19 protein-coding genes are annotated in these 25,162 nt (G+C 45.0%); 9 read left to right on the top strand and 10 right to left on the bottom strand.

The genetic code is table 11. From position 1 onward, the window contains the following. Nucleotides 1-11: 11 nt before the first annotated feature. Complete coding sequence (locus tag ACHUET_RS08505; protein WP_394212125.1) at nt 12-605, bottom strand: YcgN family cysteine cluster protein; 594 nt, start codon at nt 603-605, stop codon at nt 12-14. A gap of 160 nt (nt 606-765) precedes the next feature. Here ACHUET_RS08505 and ACHUET_RS08500 point away from each other — a divergent pair, with 160 nt between their 5' ends. The 3 genes from ACHUET_RS08500 to ylqF all read left to right on the top strand — a co-directional run bounded on the left by ACHUET_RS08500 (nt 766) and on the right by ylqF (nt 5,867). Next, on the top strand, nt 766-1,503 hold the full coding sequence (locus ACHUET_RS08500; protein ID WP_394212123.1) for a dienelactone hydrolase family protein: 738 nt from the start codon (nt 766-768) through the stop codon (nt 1,501-1,503). A 171-nt stretch (nt 1,504-1,674) separates the two neighbouring features. Further along, the gene (locus ACHUET_RS08495; RefSeq protein WP_394212122.1) at nt 1,675-4,785 is read left to right on the top strand and encodes a DUF2339 domain-containing protein; all 3,111 of its coding nucleotides are present in this window, start codon (nt 1,675-1,677) and stop codon (nt 4,783-4,785) included. Between the two features lie 125 nt (nt 4,786-4,910). Then, nucleotides 4,911-5,867 carry a ribosome biogenesis GTPase YlqF gene (gene ylqF / locus ACHUET_RS08490; RefSeq protein ID WP_394212120.1) on the top strand — a complete coding sequence of 319 codons (957 nt, stop codon included), beginning with the start codon at nt 4,911-4,913 and terminating at the stop codon, nt 5,865-5,867. Nucleotides 5,868-5,888: 21 nt separating this feature from the next. Here the strand turns inward: ylqF and ACHUET_RS08485 are convergent, their stop codons facing one another. Then, entirely contained in the window at nt 5,889-6,284 is a 396-nt protein-coding gene (locus tag ACHUET_RS08485) for a hypothetical protein (protein ID WP_394212118.1), read from the bottom strand. 6 nt (nt 6,285-6,290) lie between these two features. Continuing rightward, nucleotides 6,291-7,415 (bottom strand): hypothetical protein, encoded by a 1,125-nt coding sequence (locus ACHUET_RS08480; protein WP_394212116.1) that lies wholly within the window; start codon nt 7,413-7,415, stop codon nt 6,291-6,293. A 191-nt stretch (nt 7,416-7,606) separates the two neighbouring features. On the opposite strand from ACHUET_RS08480, the gene mutY reads away from it, so the two are divergent. Next, nucleotides 7,607-8,851 (top strand): A/G-specific adenine glycosylase, encoded by a 1,245-nt coding sequence (gene mutY, locus ACHUET_RS08475; RefSeq protein ID WP_394212115.1) that lies wholly within the window; start codon nt 7,607-7,609, stop codon nt 8,849-8,851. Between the two features lie 93 nt (nt 8,852-8,944). Here the strand turns inward: mutY and ACHUET_RS08470 are convergent, their stop codons facing one another. Both ACHUET_RS08470 and rapA read right to left on the bottom strand, forming a co-directional pair. After that, nucleotides 8,945-9,847, bottom strand: a complete 903-nt coding sequence (locus ACHUET_RS08470) for an acyl-CoA thioesterase (RefSeq protein WP_394212113.1) — start codon at nt 9,845-9,847, stop codon at nt 8,945-8,947. Nucleotides 9,848-10,221: 374 nt separating this feature from the next. Then, a complete protein-coding gene (gene rapA / locus ACHUET_RS08465; protein WP_394212112.1) occupies nt 10,222-13,110 on the bottom strand; it encodes an RNA polymerase-associated protein RapA in 2,889 nt (962 codons plus the stop codon). Between the two features lie 449 nt (nt 13,111-13,559). On the opposite strand from rapA, the gene ACHUET_RS08460 reads away from it, so the two are divergent. After that, the gene (locus ACHUET_RS08460) at nt 13,560-14,504 is read left to right on the top strand and encodes an NAD(P)-dependent oxidoreductase (RefSeq protein ID WP_394212111.1); all 945 of its coding nucleotides are present in this window, start codon (nt 13,560-13,562) and stop codon (nt 14,502-14,504) included. A 24-nt stretch (nt 14,505-14,528) separates the two neighbouring features. On the opposite strand, the gene ACHUET_RS08455 is transcribed toward ACHUET_RS08460, so the two are convergent. Then, complete coding sequence (locus ACHUET_RS08455) at nt 14,529-16,154, bottom strand: flavin-containing monooxygenase (RefSeq protein ID WP_394212109.1); 1,626 nt, start codon at nt 16,152-16,154, stop codon at nt 14,529-14,531. Nucleotides 16,155-16,206: 52 nt separating this feature from the next. After that, nucleotides 16,207-16,920 carry an RluA family pseudouridine synthase gene (locus ACHUET_RS08450; protein ID WP_394212107.1) on the bottom strand — a complete coding sequence of 238 codons (714 nt, stop codon included), beginning with the start codon at nt 16,918-16,920 and terminating at the stop codon, nt 16,207-16,209. A gap of 407 nt (nt 16,921-17,327) precedes the next feature. Between ACHUET_RS08450 and trxA the strand changes: the two genes are divergently transcribed. From trxA to ACHUET_RS08435, 3 genes are all read left to right on the top strand, one after another. Next, entirely contained in the window at nt 17,328-17,654 is a 327-nt protein-coding gene (trxA, locus tag ACHUET_RS08445) for a thioredoxin (protein WP_201600264.1), read from the top strand. Nucleotides 17,655-18,178: 524 nt separating this feature from the next. Then, nucleotides 18,179-19,447: a transcription termination factor Rho gene (gene rho / locus ACHUET_RS08440; RefSeq protein WP_055125334.1), complete on the top strand. Its 1,269-nt coding sequence runs from the start codon at nt 18,179-18,181 to the stop codon at nt 19,445-19,447. A 306-nt stretch (nt 19,448-19,753) separates the two neighbouring features. Further along, complete coding sequence (locus ACHUET_RS08435) at nt 19,754-19,984, top strand: glycine zipper 2TM domain-containing protein (RefSeq protein ID WP_201600262.1); 231 nt, start codon at nt 19,754-19,756, stop codon at nt 19,982-19,984. A gap of 160 nt (nt 19,985-20,144) precedes the next feature. Here the strand turns inward: ACHUET_RS08435 and ypfJ are convergent, their stop codons facing one another. Continuing rightward, on the bottom strand, nt 20,145-21,035 hold the full coding sequence (gene ypfJ / locus ACHUET_RS08430; protein WP_394212104.1) for a KPN_02809 family neutral zinc metallopeptidase: 891 nt from the start codon (nt 21,033-21,035) through the stop codon (nt 20,145-20,147). Between the two features lie 529 nt (nt 21,036-21,564). On the opposite strand from ypfJ, the gene ACHUET_RS08425 reads away from it, so the two are divergent. Continuing rightward, the gene (locus ACHUET_RS08425) at nt 21,565-21,939 is read left to right on the top strand and encodes a hypothetical protein (protein ID WP_201600258.1); all 375 of its coding nucleotides are present in this window, start codon (nt 21,565-21,567) and stop codon (nt 21,937-21,939) included. 235 nt (nt 21,940-22,174) lie between these two features. On the opposite strand, the gene ACHUET_RS08420 is transcribed toward ACHUET_RS08425, so the two are convergent. Beyond that, on the bottom strand, nt 22,175-22,474 hold the full coding sequence (locus tag ACHUET_RS08420; RefSeq protein WP_201600256.1) for an integration host factor subunit alpha: 300 nt from the start codon (nt 22,472-22,474) through the stop codon (nt 22,175-22,177). Between the two features lie 247 nt (nt 22,475-22,721). Next, on the bottom strand, nt 22,722-25,127 hold the full coding sequence (pheT, locus tag ACHUET_RS08415) for a phenylalanine--tRNA ligase subunit beta (RefSeq protein ID WP_394212102.1): 2,406 nt from the start codon (nt 25,125-25,127) through the stop codon (nt 22,722-22,724). Nucleotides 25,128-25,162: the final 35 nt, after the last annotated feature.

Genomic DNA, 25,162 nt, shown 5'->3' with positions numbered 1-25,162 from the left:
CCCTATAGCAGTTATGGATTCACCCAATTAACCACACGTGTTTCCATCTCTTCATCAGACATACCAATCTCCGATATACAGCGGCCAGCGACACCCACGTTGGCCGCACGCATCTCGTGTTGTGTGACTACAACATCCTGAGTCAATAACAGATGCCAGCTTGGCAAATTCTGCCCTTTATACAAACGCTTGTAGGCGCAATGCGATGGCAGCCACATCATATTAGGCAAGTTATCCATGGTCAGCTGAATACAGTCTGGTACATGCTCTTGGCGCGTCGCATAATGTTGGCAATAGCCTGTCGCACAGTCCATGAGCTGGCACGTCACATCGGTATACTCGACTAACTCTTCGTCATCATCATTATCGATGTATTTGATTAAGCAGCAGCTGCCGCAGCCATCGCACAACGCTTCCCATTCGCTATGGTTTAGCTCGTTTAAGGCAAATCGTGACCAAAACTGCGGGCGTAGTGGCTCAGAACTAGAATCAGTATCCGCACTATCAGGAAATAAACTTACCGATTGCGCAAGCTTACCATCTGGATTGACGCCTGAATGCAAGTCTGATTGTTCATCATTTTTGTTTAATAAGTTTATAGTCATAGGGTCGCAGTAGCATTTTGATAAAGAGCGTTACACTATTATAGCTGTTTTTGCTAGATATGGGCGTTAAGGTAGTACGAGTTAGAAAACGAACCATCACAATGACAAATAATCAAAACGACGAATAATTAAAACTCATAACATAAAAAAGGACAATCATATGTCAGTTAAGACTTTCGAATTAATCAGTACCACCGAAAATGGTGTTGAACTTATCAGCTATGTGGCACTACCAGAAAACGCTTCTGATGATAACCCAGCAGCAGGTATCTTGGTCGCACCAGAATGGTGGGGCGTGGTCGATCATCCAAAATCAGTAGTAGAGCGTTTGGCAGAAGCTGGTTATGCAGCGGTCGCAATGGACGTTTATGGCGAAGGCAAACTCACTACCGATGCCGCACAAGCGAACATGTGGATGGAGCAAGTGCTTGCTGATCAAGACATGCTAATGGCCCGCTGCCGCTTGATTTTGAACGACTTTAGCGATCAGTTATCAGTTGACGGCGACAATCTAGGCGCAATCGGTTACTGCTTCGGTGGTAAAGTTGTATTAGATATGGCCCGCGAAGGCATGCCGCTAAAAGCGGTTGCTACCTTCCATGGTAACCCAACGCCAAAACAACCAGCAGATAAAAACTTTACTGCAAAAGTACTGGTCGCTCATGGTCGTGATGACTCAATGGTATCAATGGACGCCATCGAAGGCCTAAAATCAGAGCTAGATGCCGCTGACGTAGACTACACTATCGATGTCTATGACAATGCCAAGCATGGCTTTACCAACCCACATGCCGATGAGCGTGCTGAAAAAAATGAAGTAGATCTTGGCTATAACGAAGCAGCCGCTAAGCAAAGCTGGGAAAATATGCTTGAGTTTATGAAAGCCAATTTGGCATAAAAAAGATCTGGTATAAAACTCATCAAGAAGGGCAGCTTAACTATTAAGCTGCCCTTTTATTTTGAGTCTTGTTTTATCGATGACCTTTTGGATGAGTAATCAGAGCAGCCTTGTGCTTCTTAGCAAATCACGTCATTATCACATTACTATCAATTTGATTGAGCGACGACGATGTTATATCTATTGGTAACCCAGTTGGGTTGGCTGGCTTTTACAATTTTATTGATCGTGGTGGTCGCGCTATACACCAAGATAAAGCGACAAATTGTGCATCTGCGCCGCGATGTCATAAAACTACAAGCGGATCTTGAGCAGCAAAAAAATCGTAGTATGAACACTTTATCTACCCATTTGGCTGATGAGCATGTTTATACGCGCGCGAGCGCTAGTAAAGGCAATACTGCTGAGAATGACGCCACTAAGCATGCAATTTTTGATTCACAACAGCGGTCTATAGATAATCCTTCAACCCTGTCATCTACATCATTGCCACCACCACTGCCTGTTACTACTCCAACTCCGACCAAAAATAAAATAGTAAGTGCTCCGATTGAGCCTGATGAACGCTCACTCCCTATCGTCACGTCGCTCATTCATTCAATCAAAAACTGGTTTTTTGGCGGTAATCTTGTCGTACGAGTTGGCGTATTGGTACTGCTGGTGGGTGTGGTACTGCTGCTGCGCTTGCTCAGCGAATATATCGAGATTTCAATTACCACAAAGCTCGTGGCAATTGGTATCGCGGGGCTTGCGTTGGCAGCACTTGGGTTAAAGCTCACGGCAAAACGTTTCTCGTATGGGATTACGCTGCAGGGCGCAGGCTTAGCGATTACATATTTGAGCACCTTTTTTGCTTACAGCGTTTATGAAATCATTCCGAGTATTCCAAGCTTTATTGGGCTTGGATTATTGTCTGCTATGACCATTGCCCTCGCCGTACGTCAAAACGCTTTTCCGCTCGCATTGTTAGCATTGTCTGGTGGATTTTTTGCGCCGATTTTGACCAGTGAAGATACGGGTAGTTTGGTCGCTCTATTTAGCTATTATCTACTATTGAATGTCACGATCGCTGTGATTGCTCATTATCGTCCATGGAAAATATTGAATCTATTTGGCGTGATTGTCACGTTTGGACTGGCCTACTATTGGGGCAGCACACAGAATCTTGATCCTATTATCGAAACGCAGCTTTGGCCATTGGTACTGCTTATCACATTGCATTGGTTGCTTTACTTATTTGTGGTCATTCGTTATGCGCAGCAAGTTATCGCCTATAACACACTTAGTGAAAAAACTCTTAGCCTTATAGATAGTACAAATAATATAAAGCGTTTAGACAAAGCTGCCATAGGCAACGATACTTATTTGTTTCCCATCGATACTGGCTTACTGTTTTCAGTACCGCTTCTGTCTTTCGGCTTATTTTCTGCTTTACTTGATAAGATTCCCAACGCCTTAACCATCACTAGCGCGATTTTGGCGACTGTCTACCTTGGGCTGGGCTGGTTGTTTATCCAGCGCAGTGAGCGCTATGCCTTAATTACTGAAGGCATGCTGGCTTTAGGATTTGGGTTTTTGGCGCTGATGATTCCGCTGGCGCTAGATGCGGAATGGATTGCTTTTGGTTGGTCAGTACAGGGACTTGCTCTGGTATGGTTTGGCAGGCGTTCACTGCGGTCGTGGTCAGTATTATTTGGTCTACTATTGCAACTCATAAGCATTGGCATGCTAATGACCACCGTGATATTTTCTATCAAAGACTATCCCGTTTTAGCCTTTAGTATTTCAGCAATTGCTTATCTGGCGACCACCTTTATCTTACGCGCCAGCAACTCCCCTGCGATGTTGATGAATAAGCTAGATAACAGTAATAGTCAAAATCGTGACGCTATAACGACTTCTGCCACAAAGGTACAAAAGCGTGACAACCCATCAGATACGATGACCAATTACGCTCATGCACTGGGTATTAACAATCAAGCAGCACAGCAATGGCTGAACGCTATCAATCATCAAAGCCATATATTCAAACTCGTCTGGCACAGCCCTAGATTAATAAAGTTTTTAACATTGACGGCGATAGCGTGGATGCTACAAGTGCTGATACTTGATTTACATCATTGGCTCGATATCTGGCAATCAGATACGACAGTCATTGCGCTGTCAGCACTCATCAGCCTGGCCGCCTATTGGGTCATCAACCGCTATCGTCCGTGGGCGGAGGTTAGACAACTGAGTCGTGGATTATTGTTATTGTTTTATTTTATGCTAGTGCTGCAACTGCCACAAAAATTCGAGCGAAATCTAATATGGGTAACAGCGGAGTGGTTGGTATTCATAGGTTTGATAATTGGCTGGTTACTGATAGGTCAGCTATGGCTGAAAACTTGGTCTGATACTAAAAACACGGCGCGTTACACTGAGGTAAGCTGGCTCGGTACAGGGCTGTTGCTGATTGCTGCGGCTGCGCATTATGGCCTACCAGACTCTGATGGCGTGATGGCTATCTTGTTTTCAGCGGCACTCATATTGTCAGGGTTATGGCTCAATCATCGTTATCTTAGTCAAAATGAAGAAAGCACCTCGACTGATAAAGCTTCAGAACAAGGCCTGCTGTATTGGTTTGATTGGCAACAGGCACTGTTAGGATGCGCCGCCATCTTTGCTCCCATTGCTTTACTGTGGGTTGTTCTTACGAATTGGTATTATGACGGTATAATTTGGGGACTGCCCTATTTTCCGTTAGTGAACCTATATGACATCACCTCATGGCTGACGCTATCGGTTGGTTTTAGTCTGTACTACATCAGCCAACGCCGTCGCAATGAAACCGTTGTCGAGTCGGGTGGAACTGCCAAATCTAAGCGCATCTTTACCGCTGAGAGTCTACTAATTATATTGGGACTGATCAGCTTTTGGTTAATCTCCAGCATGTTGGTCAGAACGCTACATGCCTTTATCGGTACGCCACTTTGGGACGGTGCTCAGGGCGGTGCATGGGGTAGCGAGCAAGTACAAACAGGACTGACGATTTTATGGACGCTCTTAGCCTTGGTCGCCACCATTATGGCGAGTCGCTATTGGCAGCGCGCGCTTTGGTTTATGGGGATTGGTCTACTAGGCATTGTCGTACTCAAACTGGTCCTGGTCGATTTGTCACAGACCGAGGCAATTTGGCGGGTGATTTCCTTCCTTGGCGCAGGCAGCTTAATACTATTGATTGGGTATTTGGCACCTTTACCACCAGCGCACGAGGAAATAGAAAACCAAGATCAGAGATAATGGCAAATCGGGTCGAGTGAAATTGTCCCGTGAGCAATGTGGTTCTGTAGTAAACTGGACACCATTAGAAAGTAAACGTTGATCGTTTTACTTTTAGCATTTTTTATAAAAGGTTATGAAAGCAGATGGATAAGAGAGCAAGTATTCAGTGGTTCCCTGGGCATATGAACAAAGCCCGTAACGAAATCAAAGAAATCATGCCGCAGATGGATGTGGTCATCGAGGTCATCGATGCGCGTATTCCCTATAGTAGTGAAAACCCAATGGTCGCAGCACTGCGCGGCGAAAAACCCGTCATCAAAATCCTGAACAAAGCCGATCTTGCCGATCCTGAGTTGACGCAAGCTTGGATGGATTATCTCGAACAGCAAGATGGGGTCAAAGCCATTGCTTGCGACACTGAAAAAGCCAATGATGTCAAACGCATCATCGCCATCTGTAAGCATCTCGTACCCAATAAAGTCGGGACTGGTCGTCAAATCAAAGCGATGATTATGGGTATTCCAAACGTTGGCAAATCAACGCTGATCAATACGCTAGCAGGACGCGCTGTGGCAAAGACAGGCGACGAGCCAGCCGTGACCAAATCGCAGCAGCTGATTAAGCTCGACGATGACATCATGCTCTATGACACGCCCGGTATGCTATGGCCAAAAGTCGAAAACGAAAACTCTGGCTATCGTCTGGCAGCGACGGGCGGTATCCGTGATACGGCGTTTGATTTCGCTGATGTCGCAAGCTATACGGCTGAGTATTTGATGCACGCTTATCCTGAGCTGCTAAAAACTCGCTACAAAATTGAAGAGCTGCCGAAAACCGACTGGGAGTTTTTTGAAGTGGCGGGGCGTAATCGTGGCTGTGTGCGTTCGGGCAATCAGGTCGATACCTACCGCATGTCTGAGATTCTCATTAACGAGCTACGTAGCGCAAAAATTGGTCGTATCACGCTAGAAACACCAGCGATGATAGAAGCAGAAGAAATCGTCGTCGCAGAACAACGCATCGCTGCTGAAGAGAAGAAAAAAGCCCGTGAGGAAGAAAAGCGTCTGCGTCGTTTGAAAACACGGAAGAATAGGAAGTAGGTTTAATAAACGTAAGACCAATCATGTAGAAGTGAAAATTTTCCCGTCAGGCAAAGAAACCAACCCTAGCAAATAATAAAACACCAACCCATGTTTCTTTGCCAATGGTGCAATTACTCTAGCAGCTTCTTGCATATTACTATCTGGCAGAGGTAGAGAGACAGCAAAGGTATCTTGTAGCTGTACATGAGCGACCGTTGCTCCAAATGCTAATGAGAGCTCGAATGATAAATCACCTTCATGGGCAAATTGCTGTAGCTCAGTGGCAAACTCGAATATGTTTTCGCTATGAGCGCTGACTTCTACTTCTAGAAGCTGCGGTAGTAATACACCAGCGCTATCATATGAGTCTGGTAGATACTCATCACCATGACCCAAACTTGCATCCCAAATATAAAACAAAGTATATTCAGTCATAACTGGTTACTCCAACGGCTCTACGGTAAATAAAATCTCTAAAAGTCTATCCCAGCGCTCATTCATTCTATTCTTAGCATACTCGTTTGGTGAGTTATCTATCAGATCACGATACTGTATAACCAACTCATCGAAGTCCTCTCGACCTGCAAGTTTGGCTAAAATAAGGTGTTTATCCACACTCTCACCATAGCCGTGCCCTCTTGCAATCCTGTTGTGCAGTAACAAAAAAAGTTGATTATAGCTGTCTATTTTATCTGCTTCATCCAGTTTACTGGCAAACTCAGTATTGATAAATTCAGGAATCTGTTTTTGCTTATCTGTAAAGTTTCTATCGCATACATTAATGTAATGTAGCTTTAAATAAGGAAACTGCTGTCTAAGCTCAGTTGGCGGCGATACTTTGTCATAAATCTCTTCAAACGCTGGTGATACAAAATACGCATGAATTTTTAATCTAAAATAGCCGTTCTTACCTTCCGCTCCTCCGGTTAGACGCACATGACCATAAGGCATGGCCTTGGTACAACCATCGACTTTAAGAGAATCATTAACGTTAGCGCTTGATATTTGGCTGGTTTGATAACCGTAGCGTTCTAAGCAATCATGCATGAATGGGTGCAGTATTTTTTCAAAATCTTCTCTATCTCTGGGAACGTCTGCCTCTGGCTTATAGATATCGGCAGACTGTTTTGCCAGCGCCCGCTTTTCTTTTAGCAGTGCCATACCTCTTGCGATGTTAGGCGGATAGATCGTACCATCTGGATAGGCGACCATACCCCGAGTGTCATAAAACACTAGCCCTGATTCTTCACATAAAGGGGCGATAACATCTAACGCTTCACCGTGCAGTGCTTCAGGTGTGGGTATGGCTACGCAAGCGGTCTTAGGATGCGTTTTCATCTCTAAATTTGTATTTGCGTAGGTTTCATAAAAAACTTCTGAATAATCCAAGGTGCTGGCTTCGTCCACGAGACGATCTGCTAGCTCAATAATGTTTGGACTGATATCATCCACTGGCTGCTGACTCAAAGCTTCAAAGTCTTGAGTTGCTTGCTCCCACGAACTGTCTTTACTTGGTATACAAGTAACTTGCTGGATATCCCAGACAAAAAAGGTTTGTGCTGACAAGATACTATCTCCTAAACCATTAATGAAAACATTGGTTTTACTTATTATCAAACCGAAAGTGCAAAACACATAATAACTAACTAATGCTTTTCCTTAAAAATAACAAACCATTGCATAGCGAGTCAGCCCACCCCATAAATTAGTTAACCTTTTATGGTCTAATATTTTTTATTAATTGACAAGGATTATTCTTGCCTACTTTATTCTCTCAACCTGAGTCATCTCTAAACTCCTTTGCCCCGCGCCTACTTGATTGGTTTGCCGAAAATGGTCGCCACGATTTACCTTGGCAACAGCATCAAACTGATACACCCAATCCTTATATCGTTTGGCTATCCGAAGTGATGCTTCAGCAAACACAAGTGACCACAGTACTGCCCTACTTTGCGCGCTTTATGGCATCGTTTCCGACTGTGCAGGATTTAGCCGCAGCAGAATGGGATTTGGTTGCTGAGCATTGGGCAGGGCTGGGCTACTATGCGCGAGCGCGTAATTTGCATAAAGGAGCGAAGCAGTTGGTTGCAGTGATTGATGAGACAGGCGAGTTTCCGCAGACGCTCGCAGGTTGGGAGGCGATTTCTGGCGTTGGCCCATCAACTGCTGGGGCGATTATGGCGATGGGATTGCACCGTTATGGCGTCATTTGTGATGGCAATGTCAAACGGGTATTGACGCGCTGGGCAGCCATTGACGGCGATATCACTAAATCTGCTACAACCAAAGAGCTATGGGCATTGGCAGAACGCCTAACACCGACAGAGAACTCAGGATTGTTTGCGCAAGCCATGATGGATATGGGCGCGACATTGTGTACCCGTAGCAAGCCTGCTTGCCTGTTATGTCCATTAAAAGACGACTGCTTGGCACATGCACAGGGACGCGAAATCGATTACCCCGTCAAAGCAAAAAAACAGCCCAAGCCAAGTAAGTTTAGCGATGCATTGCTGATAGAAAGCGTAGACGGTGAGATACTGTGGCTACAACGCCCTGATAATGGCATTTGGGGCGGCCTATGGAGCTTACCATTGCAGTTTGTCGAAAAAGTCGATGGTAAAAATAATAAAAAGGCTACCGTTAAAAATACGCTAGCTAGCGATGATAAGCCATCAAACACAGCAAACGATGTCCGTAGTGATGAAAAAGTATACGAAGCAGAATTTACTACTGCTGAGCAAATCATCAACGAATGGCTAATAAAGAATGAAATGGTAACCGAATCAGTTAGCAATACATTATTAGATGACGCCCCTATTAAGCACTCATTGACGCATTTCCACTGGTATTTGACCCCGTGTAAACTCACTGTCGACACCGCGCAAATACTAGAACTCAACGAGAAGTTAGCAGCAGCCGAGATTGAATTCAAATGGCTGACCGAACAAACAGCGCAAGACAGTCTAGGATTGCCTCGTGCGATGATTAAGATTTTGGAATAAAAATTAGCATAAAAAAAAGCGACTCATTATTGATAGTGAGTCGCTTTTTTTATGACAGTATAATGAGAACTAATAACAGCGCTAAGGCTAGGGTTAAGACTTTGGCACACGCAAGCGCATCAAGCCTTCTTGTTGCACGGTGGCGACCAGTTTACCATCTTGCCAAAACTGACCATGGTTCAGCCCTTTAGCATTGGACGTGGTATCACTCCACATGTCATAGAGCAGCCAATCATTCAGATCAAACTCACGGTGGAAGTGCATAGAGTGATCGATACTAGCGGCTTGCAAACCACTGGTCATAAAGCTCACGCCATGTGACATCAGCCCTGTACCGACCAAGTAAAAATCAGACGAAAACGCAAGCAGCGCCTGCTGAATAGCCACTGGCTGGTTACCCAGTTTGTGGATGCGTAGCCAGTTTGCTTGCTTGGGTTTCATCGGTTCTGGATTGATCGGGTTACGCGGCTTGACAGGTTTTATCTCGACATGACGGCGGCGCATAAACCGTGCTTTGAGCGCATCTGGTACTTTGCCCACATACTCTTCTTTTAAATCTTGCTCTGTCAATAGATCTTCTGGCGGTGGATAAACAGGCATGTCTTCTTGATAGGCTAAGCCCTCCTCCATCGGTGAAAACGAGGCAATCATCGAAAATATCACTTGCTCAATCGGTGGTTTCCCGCGTACTTCTTTATACTGAATAGCTGTCACTTCACGGGCAGATAGACTGCGACCATCACGCAGACGGCGCACTTGATAGATCACTGGTTGATTGATATCACCACCACGCAAAAAATACCCATGCAGCGAGTGACAAGGCTTGTCTTGATCTAATGTATGCGCTGCTGCCATGATCGCTTGGGCCAATACTTGCCCGCCAAATATACGACTGCCCACATAATCATGGCTCTTACCCTCAAAGACATCAGGGGTAACCTCAATAAGCGCGATCGTAGCCAGCAGCTCATCAATCAGTTGTGAATTATCGGACATGACAATATGTTTCCTTATTTTTATCAAACACGCTCAGCATCCGAACATATGCATCTTATAATCTCGATGCCATATAGACGCTGCGCTTGAATTTAAAATAATATGAGATCGCTTGCGGAAATACACAAGGGAGACTTTAGAACAAACACACAGCCATAGCTCATCAGGCCATGGCTATCTGTTCATTTTCGATAGAAAAGGTAAACATCTTACCCAATATTGGTAGCTTTGACTAGTTACTGTCAGCTTACTCATAAGTATTGCTTAACTATTTGTACGAGACAAATCGCACTTAATTCACTGATTCAAGCAATCTAATTCATAAAAAAACGAGATGTCTAATAACATCTCGTTTTTGACAATTATCTAAAATTTTATGGCTTGACGGCGACCAGTACGCGAATAGAGTCCGGTACTAGCGATAAGTTACCAAGCGCTTGCTCTCCTTGAGCCTTGAGCTGCTCTAGGCGCTCAATCTCTTCAGGACGTACGTTTGGATTGATGGTTTGCAAGTGCTTGAGACGTTTGATCTCGCGTGACCACTGCTGGCTAAAGCGCGCGCTTGCTTGCTCACCAATCTCAGCGATTTGCTGACGGGCGATGTCTTCAGCCTCGTAATAACGCTGCTCTATCACATCGCCGCGCACTTTAATTACTTGGCGGGCACGGTTTTTGTCCAAACGTTCCACATGCGGCATGATCATATCAGCGCTGATACGGGCCGATAAGTCACTGCCCTGCTCACTGATAAAGACACGAATATTTTGCGTGGTCAATGTCGCTGGCAGATTAAGCACTTTTGGTGCGATGGCTTCTACACGGAAGTTTACTTCTAGTAGTACCATCCCTTGCGGCACAGCGGCACTTTTTAGCATAGCAACGGTCGTATTACCAAAGGTGCTGGTACTCGCCAGCTCATAGATGGCACGCATCAATGGATGCTCGTGCGTGATAAATTCGATGTCTTCGCGTTGAAGCGCTTGCTCACGCTCAAAGGTCAACGTCATGCCGTCTTCATCACCAAGCGGCAAGCCATCGATATAGTCGCTGATCTCAGTACTATCGATCGGTGCGATGACCCACGAACCATCACGTTGAATATTATGGTCGATATTGGCAGACGCAAAAAAGCGCTCGATAAAATGTGGCAGCAAGTTATTGCCATCAAAATCACGCATGGCATCAGCAATACGTCCAGCGACACGCGGACGGCATGAGTTGTACTCTAGCAGACGATCGCGGCCAGCTTGCAGCTGTGCTTCTAGCCCCAATCGCGTCTGTAGCGCCTCATCAATAACGTCTTGTAAAATGACATTATTTTCAGCAGTGTCCGCGCCTTCCAGCATTGGCTTGAGCTCTTGAATATACTGCTCTTGCACGCTTTGTGCCGTTGGCGATATCTGGTTAAACATATTTAGTGCATCGTTATACCAATGATACAGACGCTCTTGCGCCGTGCCCTGTACGTAAGGGACATGCAGCATGATTTGTTGCGTCTGACCGATACGATCTAGGCGACCGATACGCTGCTCCAAGGTATCTGGATTGGCCGGTAAATCCCATAGGATCAGCTGGCTTGCAAACTGGAAGTTACGACCTTCCGATCCAATCTCTGAGCACAGTAGTATCTGTGCGCCTTCGCTATCCGCGAAAAACGCTGCTGCTTGGTCACGCTCAAGCAGAGTCATTTGCTCAGTAAAGATAGCGGTTTTGATACCTGCATGCAGACGCAATACGGCTTCTAAACTCTCTACCGTCGCACCACTACGAGCGATTAATAGCACTTTTTGCTGCTTAAGTTCACCACGTAAGATATCAACCAACCAAGAGACGCGTGGGTCATCTTCTAGCCAGCCACCATCTGGTTGGTTTTCTTCGCCCCATAGCTGTTCACGCAATTTGCCATTGGTTTGATAGCTGTCTTTCCATGCGTCAGGGAGTGGCAGTGGATGCGGTTGGCTGCTACGACCGTAGAACCCTTTCACACTCTCACGCGTATTACGGAACAAAATACGACCGGTACCGTGACGATCTAATAGCTCGTTGAGCGCATAGGTGCGCAGTTTGTCGTCTTCATTGATCGTGGACAGCTCATCCATACTGATGTCTAACAAGCTACTCAGAGCAGCGATTTGACCGTCATTGAGCGGCTTGTCTTCTATTAATACACCAGCGACTGCTGCTGTCTCTGCAAAGGCTTCTTGACCATCGATAAACTCATCTAGATCATCGAAGCGATCTGGATCAAGCAGACGCAAACGGGCAAAGTGACTTTGCGCGCCAAGCTGCTCTGGTGTCGCTGTCAATAGCATGACGCCTGGGGTCTCTTCTGCAAAGTCTGCCACTAGGTCATACTTATCATTGCCGCCTTGCGCCTCATCCCAATGCAGATGATGTGCCTCGTCCACAACTAATAGATCAAATCCTGCCTCCATCGCTTGATCATACAAGTCTGGATGGTCAATCAACAAGTCCATACCGGCGATGATACATTGCTCAGTGGCAAAGACGTTTTGCTCAGGATCATGTTCTTTAATCGCCGCCGTACGTACCAAGTCAAATAGCGCAAAGTTTAGATTAAAGCGACGACGTAGCTCAATCATCCATTGATACTGCAAGCTATCTGGCACCAAAATCAAAACGCGCTCAGCTTTACCCGTTAGCAGCTGCTGATGAATAATCATGCCCGCTTCGATGGTTTTACCAAGGCCCACTTCATCAGCCAGTAGGACACGCGGCGCGATACGCTTACCGACTTCGTGTGCGATATACAGCTGATGCTCAATGATATCAACACGTGCGCCCATCAACCCTTTGAGTGGATGACCTGCCAACGCTGATTGCATACGTAAGATATCTTGGCGCAGCTCGTACCAATCGCCGCGCTCGATACGACCAGCGAGCAGACGCTCAAGCGGCTTGGCTAGCGTGATATTGGCAGCAAGGCGCGTCTCCATGATACCGCGCTCATGCTCGTCGACGCCATATTTGAGCACGCCCATGACTTCATCGACAGCATTGACTGTATAGCTTTTGCCATCTTGGTCATAGATAGTATCGCCAACCTTAAACACCACACGCGATAATGGCGCAGAGTTTTTTGCGTAGACGCGCGTCTCTTCACTCTGTGGGAATAAAATATGCACACATCGATCATCGACATCGATAACCACACCTAAGCCAAGCTCAGACTCCGTATCAGATAAATAACGTTGGCCAACGGCGAATTCAGTACTGTGCAATGAAGCAATAGAGATAGTCATAAGGCGATGTCTTTTGTACTCAGATAATTAAAAATTAGATAGCAATGGTGGCTTGTGATAGCAGTCAGGTTAAAAATGAGGCAAATCGTCAATAGATGCAAATGCAGTGTCATAATCTTAGTAAAACCGAAACCAGCAGCCAAGCCGTACCATTATATAACGTTAGCGGCTAGATGAGTGCGTTAAGTTCAATTTTCAAGAGGCGGCTTATGATACCCATGACTTTATAAGGTCTTTGTGCCCAATCATGCTAAGTAAATCCGCTCATGATATAAATTACTTTGTTTTTAAACGCTTATGCCGACTTAACCAAGAGGCGCTTATACCAACTTAGCCAATATTTAATGGATTCGTTTTTGACTAAAAACACCAACGTGCTACATTAAGCCGATAACGATTCATTTGACAACTATTACCATCTATAGGACAACAATAAATAAGGAAGCACGATGCAAGCCGTTTTTTTGGATAAAGGCACTTTTTCTGATGGTATTGACTTACCTGCACCGGCAGGCGTGAGCGATTACATCACTTATAACGACACACCAAAAGACACAGACCTCATCATTGAGCGTTGTAAAGATGCCGATATCATCATCACCAATAAAGTGCAAATTGGCGCGGAGGTGATCGCTGGCCTACCTAAGCTAAAATTGATTCAATTGACCGCTACTGGCATGAATAACGTCGATCAAGCCGCTTGCGATAAACATGGCGTAGCACTTTATAATGTGGCGGGATATGCAGTCAAAAGCGTGCCTGAACATACCTTTATGTTAATGCTGACAGCGATGCGTGCCGGTATTCATTATCATCAAAAAGTTGCTGATGGCACATGGCTAGCAAACGGGAATTTTTGCCTGCTGGATATTCCGCTGATAGATTTGGAAGACAAGACGCTAGGCATCATTGGTATTGGCACCATTGGCAAACGCGTGACCAAAATCGCCCGCGCTTTTGGTATGACAGTTCTATGGGCCGAGCATCAAGGGCGCACGCCTCGCAGCGATGAGTACACGGCATTTGATGAGGTGCTGGCTCGTGCAGATGTGATTAGTCTTCATTGCCCATTGAATGAGCAAACCGAGCATCTCGTTAATAAAGACACCTTGGCAAAAATGAGCAAGCAGCCGCTCATCGTCAATGTCGCTCGTGGCGGTGTCGTCGACAGCCAAGCATTGACCGACGCGATTAACAACGAGCAAATTCTAGGCTATGCCAGTGACGTGTTCGAACAGGAACCCATCGCTGACAATGACCCACTGCTCAGTCTCAGCGATCATCCGCGCGTCATATTTAGTCCGCACAATGCTTGGGGCAGCAAAAGCGCCCAAGAGACCTTGTGGCAGATATTAAGCAAACAAGTGGCTGACTTTATTGACCATCAGCATTAATAGCAATCATCGGTCAATTAAAACCTAACGACTAAACCGCAACCAGTCGTCTTTTATTTTGCGGTATTTGAGCATCACACGGTCACTAAGATAATTATTGGTCACGTACCACGGGTAGCGATCGCCTTGCTTAGGCAGTCTGTCTTTGGCACGCCTGACATATCCAGACGACAGCGAGCCCATCACTGTATCTGCTTGAGCATGGGCGGTAGCATTCGCCGTCTGTGCCTGTGGCAGTGCGACTTGGTAGCGGTTTTTGTGCATATAGCTCAGTAGCCGCACCAAATACTGACACGCCAAATCAATCTTTAGCGTCCATGAGGCGTTAGTGTAGCCAAATAAGGCAGCCATGTTAGGCACGCCTTCGATCATGACTGCTTTATAAGTCATACGCGTCCCAATATCGATAGCCTGTCCGTCGATATATACTGTTGCCCCGCCTAGCATTTGCAGCTTTAACCCCGTTGCTGTGACGATGATATCAGCCTCAAGATGCTCGCCTGATTGCAACATGATACCTGTCTCGGTAAAGCGGTCGATCTGATCGGTCACCACTGCTGCACGCTCGCCGTGCAAAGACTTAAACAAATCACTGTCTGGTACAGCGCAAACGCGTTGATCCCAAGGATTATAGTCGGGCATAAAGTGCTCGATATCAACGCCGCTACCTTTTAACTCTTTAGTCACGCCGCCTTTTAGGACGGCTTTCATCAGCTTCGGCGCGTGAGTGGCTAATTTATACAGCCCTTGCTGCCGTAACACATTGCGCGCACGTAATGCCGTATAGGCCTGCTCTTTTGATAAAGGGGAGAACTTGCCCGATAGCCAGTCGATAGCATGATCATCGCCCGGTACGCTTGCCACATAAGTGGGCGTCCGCTGTAGCATCGTGACATGGCGCGCACACTGCTCACTGTCTTCATCCACTAGCGCAGGCAATAGCGTCATTGCGGTGGCACCGCTACCAATAATGACCACTTTTTTGTCGTTATAGTCTAAATTATCCCAATGCTGCGGATGAACGATACGACCACGGAAATCTTCTTCTCCCTCAAAATGAGGTCGATAGCCTTGCTCATAGTCGTAATAGCCCGTAGCACCGACCACGAACTTTGCCGTCTTAATGAACACTTCTCCGCTGGCATGGTTTTTTATGGTTGCTGTCCATAATTGATCAATGCTAGACCATACTATTTGCTGAACTTCATGCTCGTAGCGAATATGCTCAGTAATACCAAACTCGCGCGCCGTATCAGCGATATAACGCTTGATATCACCACCTGCTGCCAGCATTCTGTAATCTAGCCACGGTCTAAAATTATAGCCAAAGGTTAAGGCATCAGAGTCAGAGCGAATACCAGGATAGGTAAATAAATCCCACGTCCCGCCGAGATCAGCTCGTTTTTCTAATATAGCAAAGCGCTGCGAGGTTTTGTTCTTGTTAACTGATTTGTTCTTCCTTTGTTTTTTTGCGCCCTTATGACCAAATAGATTTTTATGCGCTACTTGCTGTAAACGGCACGCCATACCAATACCCGCAATACCCGCACCAATAATCAGCACTTCATAATCAGCAGGCTTATCCCTTTGCGACTGTCTACGTGTGAGGCGACTTTTAATCGCCTGTTTGGTAGTAGTGATATCAAGCATATTCTCATCCTTGTATTTGCATGACTGGCGTAGCGACTCTATGGAGCGCGCATCAAAACGGACAAGGACTTTCCCAGTCCATCCAAGCACCCAATACCGGATGCTTTAAACGCAATTGCTGCGCATGTAGGTTTAGCCTTGGCGCAATCTTGAGTGCCGCGCCTTCAGCATAGATCGGATCACCAATCATCACATGACCTGCATGCACCATATGCACGCGTAGCTGATGGCTGCGACCCGTAACAGGTTTAAGCATCACTCGGGTAACTGGTTGACCATCACACATTTCGTGCGCTATGACTTCATACAGTGTTAAAGCATGCTTTGACCAGTCGTGATCGACGATGTGACGCGGTTTGGTAGTCGGCTCATAGCGTACTGGCACGGATATTTTACCCGTTGCGCCGACCTGCTCCCACGCGCCAAAAACTCGTGCTTGGTATTTTTTCTGCGGTAAGCGTTCAATAAACTGTTTACTGATATTGGTTTGGGCGGCGGCATTTTTTGAAAAAATAATTAGCCCTGACGTGTCCATGTCCAGTCGATGAATCAGTTTTACCGCTGGATTGGCGCGCTCAAGCCGAGCAAGCAGACTCACTTTGAGAGTCTTGCCATCGACACTTAATAGGCCTGCAGGTTTATCAACCACCCAAATATCATCGTCTTCGTAAACGGTAATCTCTTGCGCAAAATCCTTGAAAAATTCAAGCGGATAGGCATTTTCTTGCACGTTAAGGGCATCGACTTCTTCATCAGTAAAAGGCATAACAGTAACTACTTATATAAATTGAATGAAATACGTGGATTTTTGACTGCTGGTATATTTGGTACAATGGCGGATTTTTTATGAAACTCAAAACAGGAAAGTTCAACGCCGCAAACGACCACTGGAAGGCTATTAAAATAACGCTTTAGAGCATTTTTTAGCAGAGCGCTGGTGTTAAGTAACAGAGAAAACCGAACCTGTGTCATTCTGTTTCGATTTATTGTGCTAATCGTAATTGTTAAACAATTTAACCAGCCTGTCTCTGTCAAGCCTGAACAAACATGTTAATATAATGGCACATTTTCACCGTTTCTAAACGATTCTTTGACCACTGACCAGCTTATTATTAGACCAATATGACTGCTTGCTCGTGGTGACAGAATAAATAAAACAAGAGAGATAAAATTATGTCAGACCTTATTGTTAATACTACCGACACCAACTTTGACCAAGACGTTCTAGAATCAGATGTGCCTGTATTGGTAGATTTTTGGGCAACTTGGTGTGGTCCTTGTAAAGCGATTGCGCCTATTTTAGAAGATTTAGCGACTGAGTACCAAGGTAAAGTTAAGATCGTTAAAGTTGACGTGGATAGCAACCCACAAGCAGCGAGCCGTTTTGGTATCCGTAACATCCCAACGCTATTTGTCTTCAAAGATGGCGAAAAAGTTGACTCAGTCATGGGCCTACAGCCAAAAGCTGAACTAGCCAAAGTATTAGACAAGCATTTATAAGCTGAATCTACTCGTTTCAGCTGACTTTAAACGGACGAGATAGACTCATCAAGAAAGCCATTATCTGACTATGATAGTGGCTTTTTTGCTTGTTTTTTGTGCAAAAAACTTGATTATATGACTTTTTTGGCAAAATTTATTGACAACGCTATTGTGAAGACCGTATAGTCTGCTGACAAGAGAAAACCAACTGTTTTCCTAGTATCTTGTCGCTATTCTCCTCGTGTTTATCAACAAAAACACAATCGTCATTATAAACACCATTGCTGAACAAAATGACTAAACGCAATTACTGATATTGGGTTTTTGACGCAGACTCTTATGTAGCCTTTTTTATCCTTATTTCTTATTACCTTGCATTCCATGATTGCAGTGCGTACATAAGCAGACATGCAAAACCACAACTACATAAAATACAGCGCTGTGCTCACACCTATATCATCATATTACCGTTATTTTAATCACTGTCGTGATTTGTGCTGCTAATGGCATCTCTCATCTGATCAATTGCTAATGACCTATCTATGAATCTTACTGAATTAAAGAAAAAATCAATCGCTGAGCTATTGGCTATCGCCAAAGAAATGGGTCTTGATAATATGGCGCGTAGCCGTAAACAAGACATTATCTTTGCTATCCTAAAAACCCATGCGCGGAACGGTGAAGCTATCTATGGTGATGGCGTACTTGAGGTTCTTCCTGATGGTTTTGGATTTTTGCGCTCATCAGAAGGCTCATATCTAGCCGGTCCTGACGATATCTATGTCAGCCCAAGCCAAATTCGCCGCTTCAGCCTAAAAACTGGTGACAGTATCGCTGGTACGATTCGTCCACCAAAAGATTCTGAGCGTTATTTTGCGTTATTGAAAGTCGGCGAGATTAACTTTGATACGCCAGATCGCTCACGTCATAAGCTTATCTTTGAGAACCTAACGCCACTTTTCCCAACCGAGCATTTAAAACTTGAACTTGGTAATGGAACCACTGAAGATCTGACTGGTCGTATCATCGATCTAATCGCGCCAATTGGTAAAGGTCAGCGCTCTATCATCGTCGCACCACCGAAAGCGGGTAAAACGATGCTGCTACAGACCATCGCGCAGTCAATTACCCGTAATAACCCTGAATGCTATCTAATCGTACTATTGATTGATGAGCGTCCAGAAGAAGTCACCGAGATGGTACGTACGGTACGCGGTGAAGTGGTTGCCTCTACCTTTGATGAGCCGCCACAGCGTCACGTACAAGTGGCTGAAATGGTGATCGAAAAGGCCAAGCGTTTGGTCGAGCACAAGCAAGACGTGGTTATTTTGCTTGATTCAATCACCCGTCTCGCCCGTGCTTATAACACGGTTATCCCATCATCAGGCAAAGTACTAACTGGTGGTTTGGATGCCAATGCCCTAGAGCGTCCAAAGCGTTTCTTTGGTGCTGCGCGTAATGTCGAGGAAGGCGGTAGTTTGACCATTATTGCTAGTGCATTGATCGATACTGGTAGTAAGATGGATAGCGTTATTTTTGAAGAGTTTAAAGGAACTGGTAACCAAGAGATTACGCTTGAGCGTGACTTGGCTGAAAAACGTGTATTCCCTGCGATTAATATCAAAAAATCTGGTACACGCCGCGAAGAGCGTCTATTGGACGAAGACAAGCTGCGTAAAGTCTGGATCTTGCGTAAATTGCTGCAACCGATGGATGGTGTTCAAGCAACTGAGTTCTTGTTAGATCGTCTAAAAGAAGCAAAAACTAATGATGAATTCTTTGAGCAAATGAAACGCAAATCACAGAATTAATTAGCGAGCATTATTCTAAAATTATTTATATTAAGACTGCCAATAGGTGGTCTTTTTTATTACCAATTGCCAAGATACTACCCTACCTATTTTTGAGCTAAGTACCACGTATAAGTAAGTACTTGTTTGATGATACAGTCTGGAAACATCAATTACATGTTGTTTGCAAAGTTTAGCGCTTTTACTACGACTATATAGTCAGCAACCGACTATCATGGCAGATAGTAGGAATACATTTCAAACTACCATGGACATTGTTTTTTAAAGGTCTTACATTTTAAATTTGATGGATAAATAGGTGATAATATGAAATTTGCTAAAACGATCGCAATGACAGCAATTACGAGCTCAGCACTAATCATGACTGGTTGTAATTCATATGGTGGCGGTATGAGCAATACTGCTAAAGGTGCTACTGCTGGCGCTGCTGCTGGTGCTCTTATCAGAAGTAAAGGCGATAGCAAAGACATCGCTCGTGGCGCATTAGCTGGTGCAGCTATCGGCGGCGCTGGTGGTTACATTCTTGATAATAACTAAATCCTTCTACTCTGATATCTCTTCATCATTAAATTGAGTGATATCAACCAGAGGATAAAAAAAGCCTGCAATCAATTGCAGGCTTTTTTATGTCAAATTTTCGCATGGCTATTATTGCACTGACAACCCATAGGCGGAGTTGTCAAAAGTAATATCACTTTTAGAGCGCACCGCTAAACGTATCACAAGATTGTACGTTGCCACTCTCTAGGCCACGAGTGAACCATTCAACACGCTGCTGGCTGGTACCGTGAGTGAAGTTATCAGGTGCGACCGCTCTGCCACTCGCCTGTGCCAATCGATCATCGCCGATCTGACCGGCAGCATTGATAGCCTCATCAATATCGCCCGCTTCTAAAAACTGTACACGCTCTTGGTTACGCTGCGCCCAAACGCCAGCAAGGCAATCTGCCTGCAGCTCTTGTAACACTGATAACTTATTGGACTGTGCTTGGGTCACTTGCTGACGGGCTTCATTGACCTGTTGACTAATACCCAATAGCGTCTGAACATGATGTCCAACTTCATGTGCGATGACATAGGCCTGCGCGAAATCACCCGCTTTGCCTTGATTTTCTTGACTACCTGATCCTTGCTGATCCCCTGAAATACCGAGGTTTTGACGCATCTCCACAAAGAAGGACGTATCTAAATAAATCGTCTGATCTCCTGGGCAGTAAAACGGACCTGTTGCCGCGCTAGCACCACCACAAGCTGAATTCACTTGACCATTGAACAAAATCAATGAAGGCTCTTTATAAGTACTACCCGCTTCGTTAAATATCTGATGCCAGACCTCTTCAGTATCCGCCAGCACAACTTTGACAAACTGGGTATCTCGATCATCGCTTGTCGCAGGCTCGCTAGAGGTTCCATTACCACCACCACCAGCGATTACCTGACCTGTTTGCAGCGCAGTCATTGGATTTACCCCAAATACCAGCCATAAAATACCTGCGATAATGATACCGCCGATACCACCACCTATCATTTTCCCGCCGCCCGTACTGGAGCGCACGTTAGAACTGCCCCGTCTGCCTTGCCATTTCATAGTTCGTTCCTCAAATATACGATATATAGCCGTTCGTATCAGTCATTATTTATTTTGTACCGCTCCTAACCAGATCCTTCAAATCAATATTTTAGCCAGCTACATTTCACTCAATTATCGTAAAAGCAAGCGATTTAAAAATACTTTCTCATAAGGTCAATCATTATTGACTCCTAATATCTTAATAATCGGCGTGTCTACTTCTATTTTGCTCGATAAAACATGATAAATACTAAAAAACCATGCTAATAAATGGACACCAAGAGTTCTCTGCAATAGGCTGATGTCATTGATTATACGTCGATTAATTTGGTTTGTTGTATTAAAAATACTATCGAACAGCTGAAGTAAAATATTATTTTAAATATTATTGTTACTTAATTGTACAACCCTATTTCCATTTTCATATAAAACATATAGAATGCGTGGAAGCTGAGTAGCTGTGACTAAGACTAGTTGAATTCTGAGAAATCTCGGAATTCGACCTTTGTTGCTGCTACTGCTCATTTCATTTTCCGGAGAAAACCTTATGAAACTTAAATTACTTGCTCTAGCTGGTATCATGACTGCAACTATGGGCCTAACTGCCTGTGACAGCAACAAAGAAAACGCTGCTGAAGATTTATCTGATGCGCAAGAAGAAGTGCAAGACGCTTCTGCAGAGCTAGATGATGCTGCTGCTGAAGGCGAAATGACTGCTGATGCTGACGCTGCTGTTGCTGACGCTGAAGCGAACATCGCTGATGCACAAGCTGCAACTGCTACTGACGAAATGGACGCTGAAGTTCCTGTAGACGGTACTACTACTAGCGTTGACGTAGCTAGCGAAACTGATACTGCTACTGCTGATCCTGCTGCTGTTGAAGCTGCTGACACAGTTGTTGTTGAAGAGCCAGCTCAGTAATTTATTGTTCATACAATAAATAAGTGGTAATAAAAAAAGAGAGCCTATGCTCTCTTTTTTTATGCCTGCAATTTATGACAGCTAGTCACCCATAACCATACTTGGTACTTATTGGCTATACAAGATACATGCAGCGCAAGATTAAAAAATCATAATTACAGTCACGCGCAAACACATATCAATATTTCTACAAGGCTATAGCGAAAACAAGCAGGCTTTCATACTCAATAACACATTAAGTATCAAATAAACGCTCATCAACTTTCTGACGAAATTTTTGTCCCGTTTTGAACGTAACCACGCGGCGCGCGGATACTGCGACAGGCTCCCCTGTTTTAGGGTTACGACCTGGACGGCTGTTCTTATCTTTAAGCTCAAAGTTGCCAAAGCCTGAAAGCTTGACCTCTTTGCCATCAATCAAACTCTCTGACAGCTCATCAAAAAAGTTCTCCACCAGACAGCGACCTTCTTGGCGTGTCAGATTTAGATGACTCATTAAGTGCTCAATCATGTCAGATTTGGTTAAGGTGCTCACAGTACGACTCCTATGCTATGTCGTGATGTCGAATATCATGGTTTAGCGGTATGAGGGTTAAGTCTAATTATTATAAAGGTTTTTTGAGCAGTTTTTAACAAACTATGCATTAAAATCCTTTATTAATAATGACTTAACTTATTCTACAAGTAAAAGGGTTATAAATAATAGTTTTTACGAATAGCAATGCTCCATAGCCTCATAACTGAAAAGGCTATAGAGTATTGGGTATTTTAAAGACTAAATATTAGCTGTCACGTAACTGGACTGCGTGTTGATCCGTTAATGCCTGTACAACCTTATCGGTGGCAGCCTTTACAGCTTCATCCGATAGGGTTTGTGTAGCATCTTGCCATACGAGTGCAAACGCTAATGAACGCTGACCTACTGGTACTTTATCGCCTTGATACACATCAAATAGCCACAGATCAGTCAACAGATCACCTGCCGCAGCTCGTATTGTCGATTCTAACGTCTGCAAACTGATATCACTGTCTACTAAGATAGCGATATCACGGCGCACTTGTGGGAACTTGCTAGGCGTCGTAATCGCATGCTGCTCACGAGCAAGCGTCAATAGCGGTGCCAGTGACAATTGAGCGACCCATGTCGTCGGCAGATCTAACTGCTTAGCAGTATTTGGATGTAGCTGACCCAACCAACCAACATATATATCATCGATATATAACTCAGCGCTTTGTCCTGGATGGAGGAAGCTCAGCGTACTACGCTCGTAGCGGATGCGTGCATTATCGATCTGCGCTGGTAATAACTGTTCAATATCGTGTTTTAGATCATAAAAGTCTAGCGCACGATTTTGATACGCTTGCTCGCTCCATATATCACCCACTGCGACCAAGGCAATGCTTGGGGTTTGGACCAAATCACTGATACTTTGTCCCACAAAGCTAAGACCCGTTTCAAAGAAACGTACGCGTGGCTGCTGACGATTCAAGTTATATTGCACGCAAGGCAGTAGGCTCGATAGCAAGGTACGACGCATGACCGCCAAATCACTAGAGATAGGGTTTGCCAGTGCCAACACCTCCCCTAGCGCTTCATCATCAAGCAATGCTTCTAATTTTGCATCACTAAAGCTAAAGCTGATCGCTTCCATATAACCATTATCGACCAGTGCTAGCTTCATCCCATGAGTCAAATCTGCAGTATCGTCATAATCCATGCTGACTTGCAAATGTGGCAGGACGCTTGGAATATTGTCATAGCCATAGATACGGGCAATTTCTTCGATGAGATCTTCGCGGATACTCATATCAAAACGATAAGACGGTGGCTTACAAATTAGTGCGTCGTTTTGCTGCTCTACCTCAAAACCTAATTGGGTTAAGATACGCACCATCTCTGATGGATCGATATCAATCCCAATGACATCACGAACTTTCGCGATTGGCAATGTAATCGGTGCGCGTACTGGCAAATGCTCAAGGTTTTCGGTCGTGACTATTTGACCTGCTTCGCCGCCCGTAATGCTTGTGATCAAATCACAAGCGCGTGCCAAGGCAAGTTTCGGCAATTCAAAATCGACCCCACGCTCAAAACGCTGCGAAGCATCGGTGTGCAATCCAAAACGACGGGCGCGTGCAGCGATAGCCAGTTGATTAAAGAAAGCGCTTTCTACAACGATATTGGTCGTACTATCGGTGACACTGCTACGCTGACCACCCATAATGCCAGCTAGTGCCAAAGCACCTTTGTCGTCAGCAATTACAAGCTCATCACCGGTTAGCGTAACCGTTTGCTCGTTGAGCAAAGTGATGGTTTCATCAGGCTGTGCCAAACGTACAACGATATCACCGACGATGGTATCAGCATCAAAAGCGTGTAGCGGCTGACCCAATTCCATCAACACATAATTGGTCACATCGACCAAGAAGTTGTGTGAACGTAGTCCTGACTGTACCAATGCATCTTGCATCCATTTTGGAGTATCGATGCCACGATCAATATTGCTAATTGATTGCAACAGATAGCGAGGGCACGCTTCTACCGCATCAACGATTACAGCGGGCGTTGTACCATTATCAGAAGCGACTACATTGTCAGGAATCTCTAGCAACTGTACAGGCAAATCATTGATGACTGAAATCTCGCGAGCGATACCGCGAACGCTAAAGCAATCACCACGGTTTGGGGTGATAGAGATATCCAGTATCTGATTATTTAGACCTAAATATTCACGGATATCGGTACCAACTGGTGCATCTTCAGGCAATTCAAGCAGACCATCGATATCATCGACCAAGTCAATTTCAGAGGCGCCGCATAGCATGCCGTTTGAGGCAACACCGCGTAATTTGCTTTTTTTGATCTTAAAGCCTTTGCCATCGTCGCTTGGCAATACCGCACCAACGGTAGCAACCGGCGCTTTCATACCGACGGTCACATTGGGCGCGCCGCAGACAATTTGTAGCGGCTCAGCATCGCCAATATTTACCTGCGTGACACGCAGTTTGTCTGCATCTGGGTGCTGCTCAACGCTGATGACTTCACCGATGACCACACCGCTAAATTCACGGGCAACTGCGTAACGATCATCAATTTCAAGCCCTGCCATGGTCAGCTGTTCAGCCAACTGCTCGCTGGTATTTTGGGGGTTTACCCATTGACGTAGCCACTGTTCGCTAATTTTCATAAATATCTCGGATCAGAATTTTATAATAAAGATGT

This window comes from Psychrobacter piscatorii (assembly GCF_043641605.1).
Classification (GTDB): domain Bacteria; phylum Pseudomonadota; class Gammaproteobacteria; order Pseudomonadales; family Moraxellaceae; genus Psychrobacter; species Psychrobacter piscatorii_C.
This window is presented reverse-complemented; position numbering and strand designations above follow the sequence as displayed.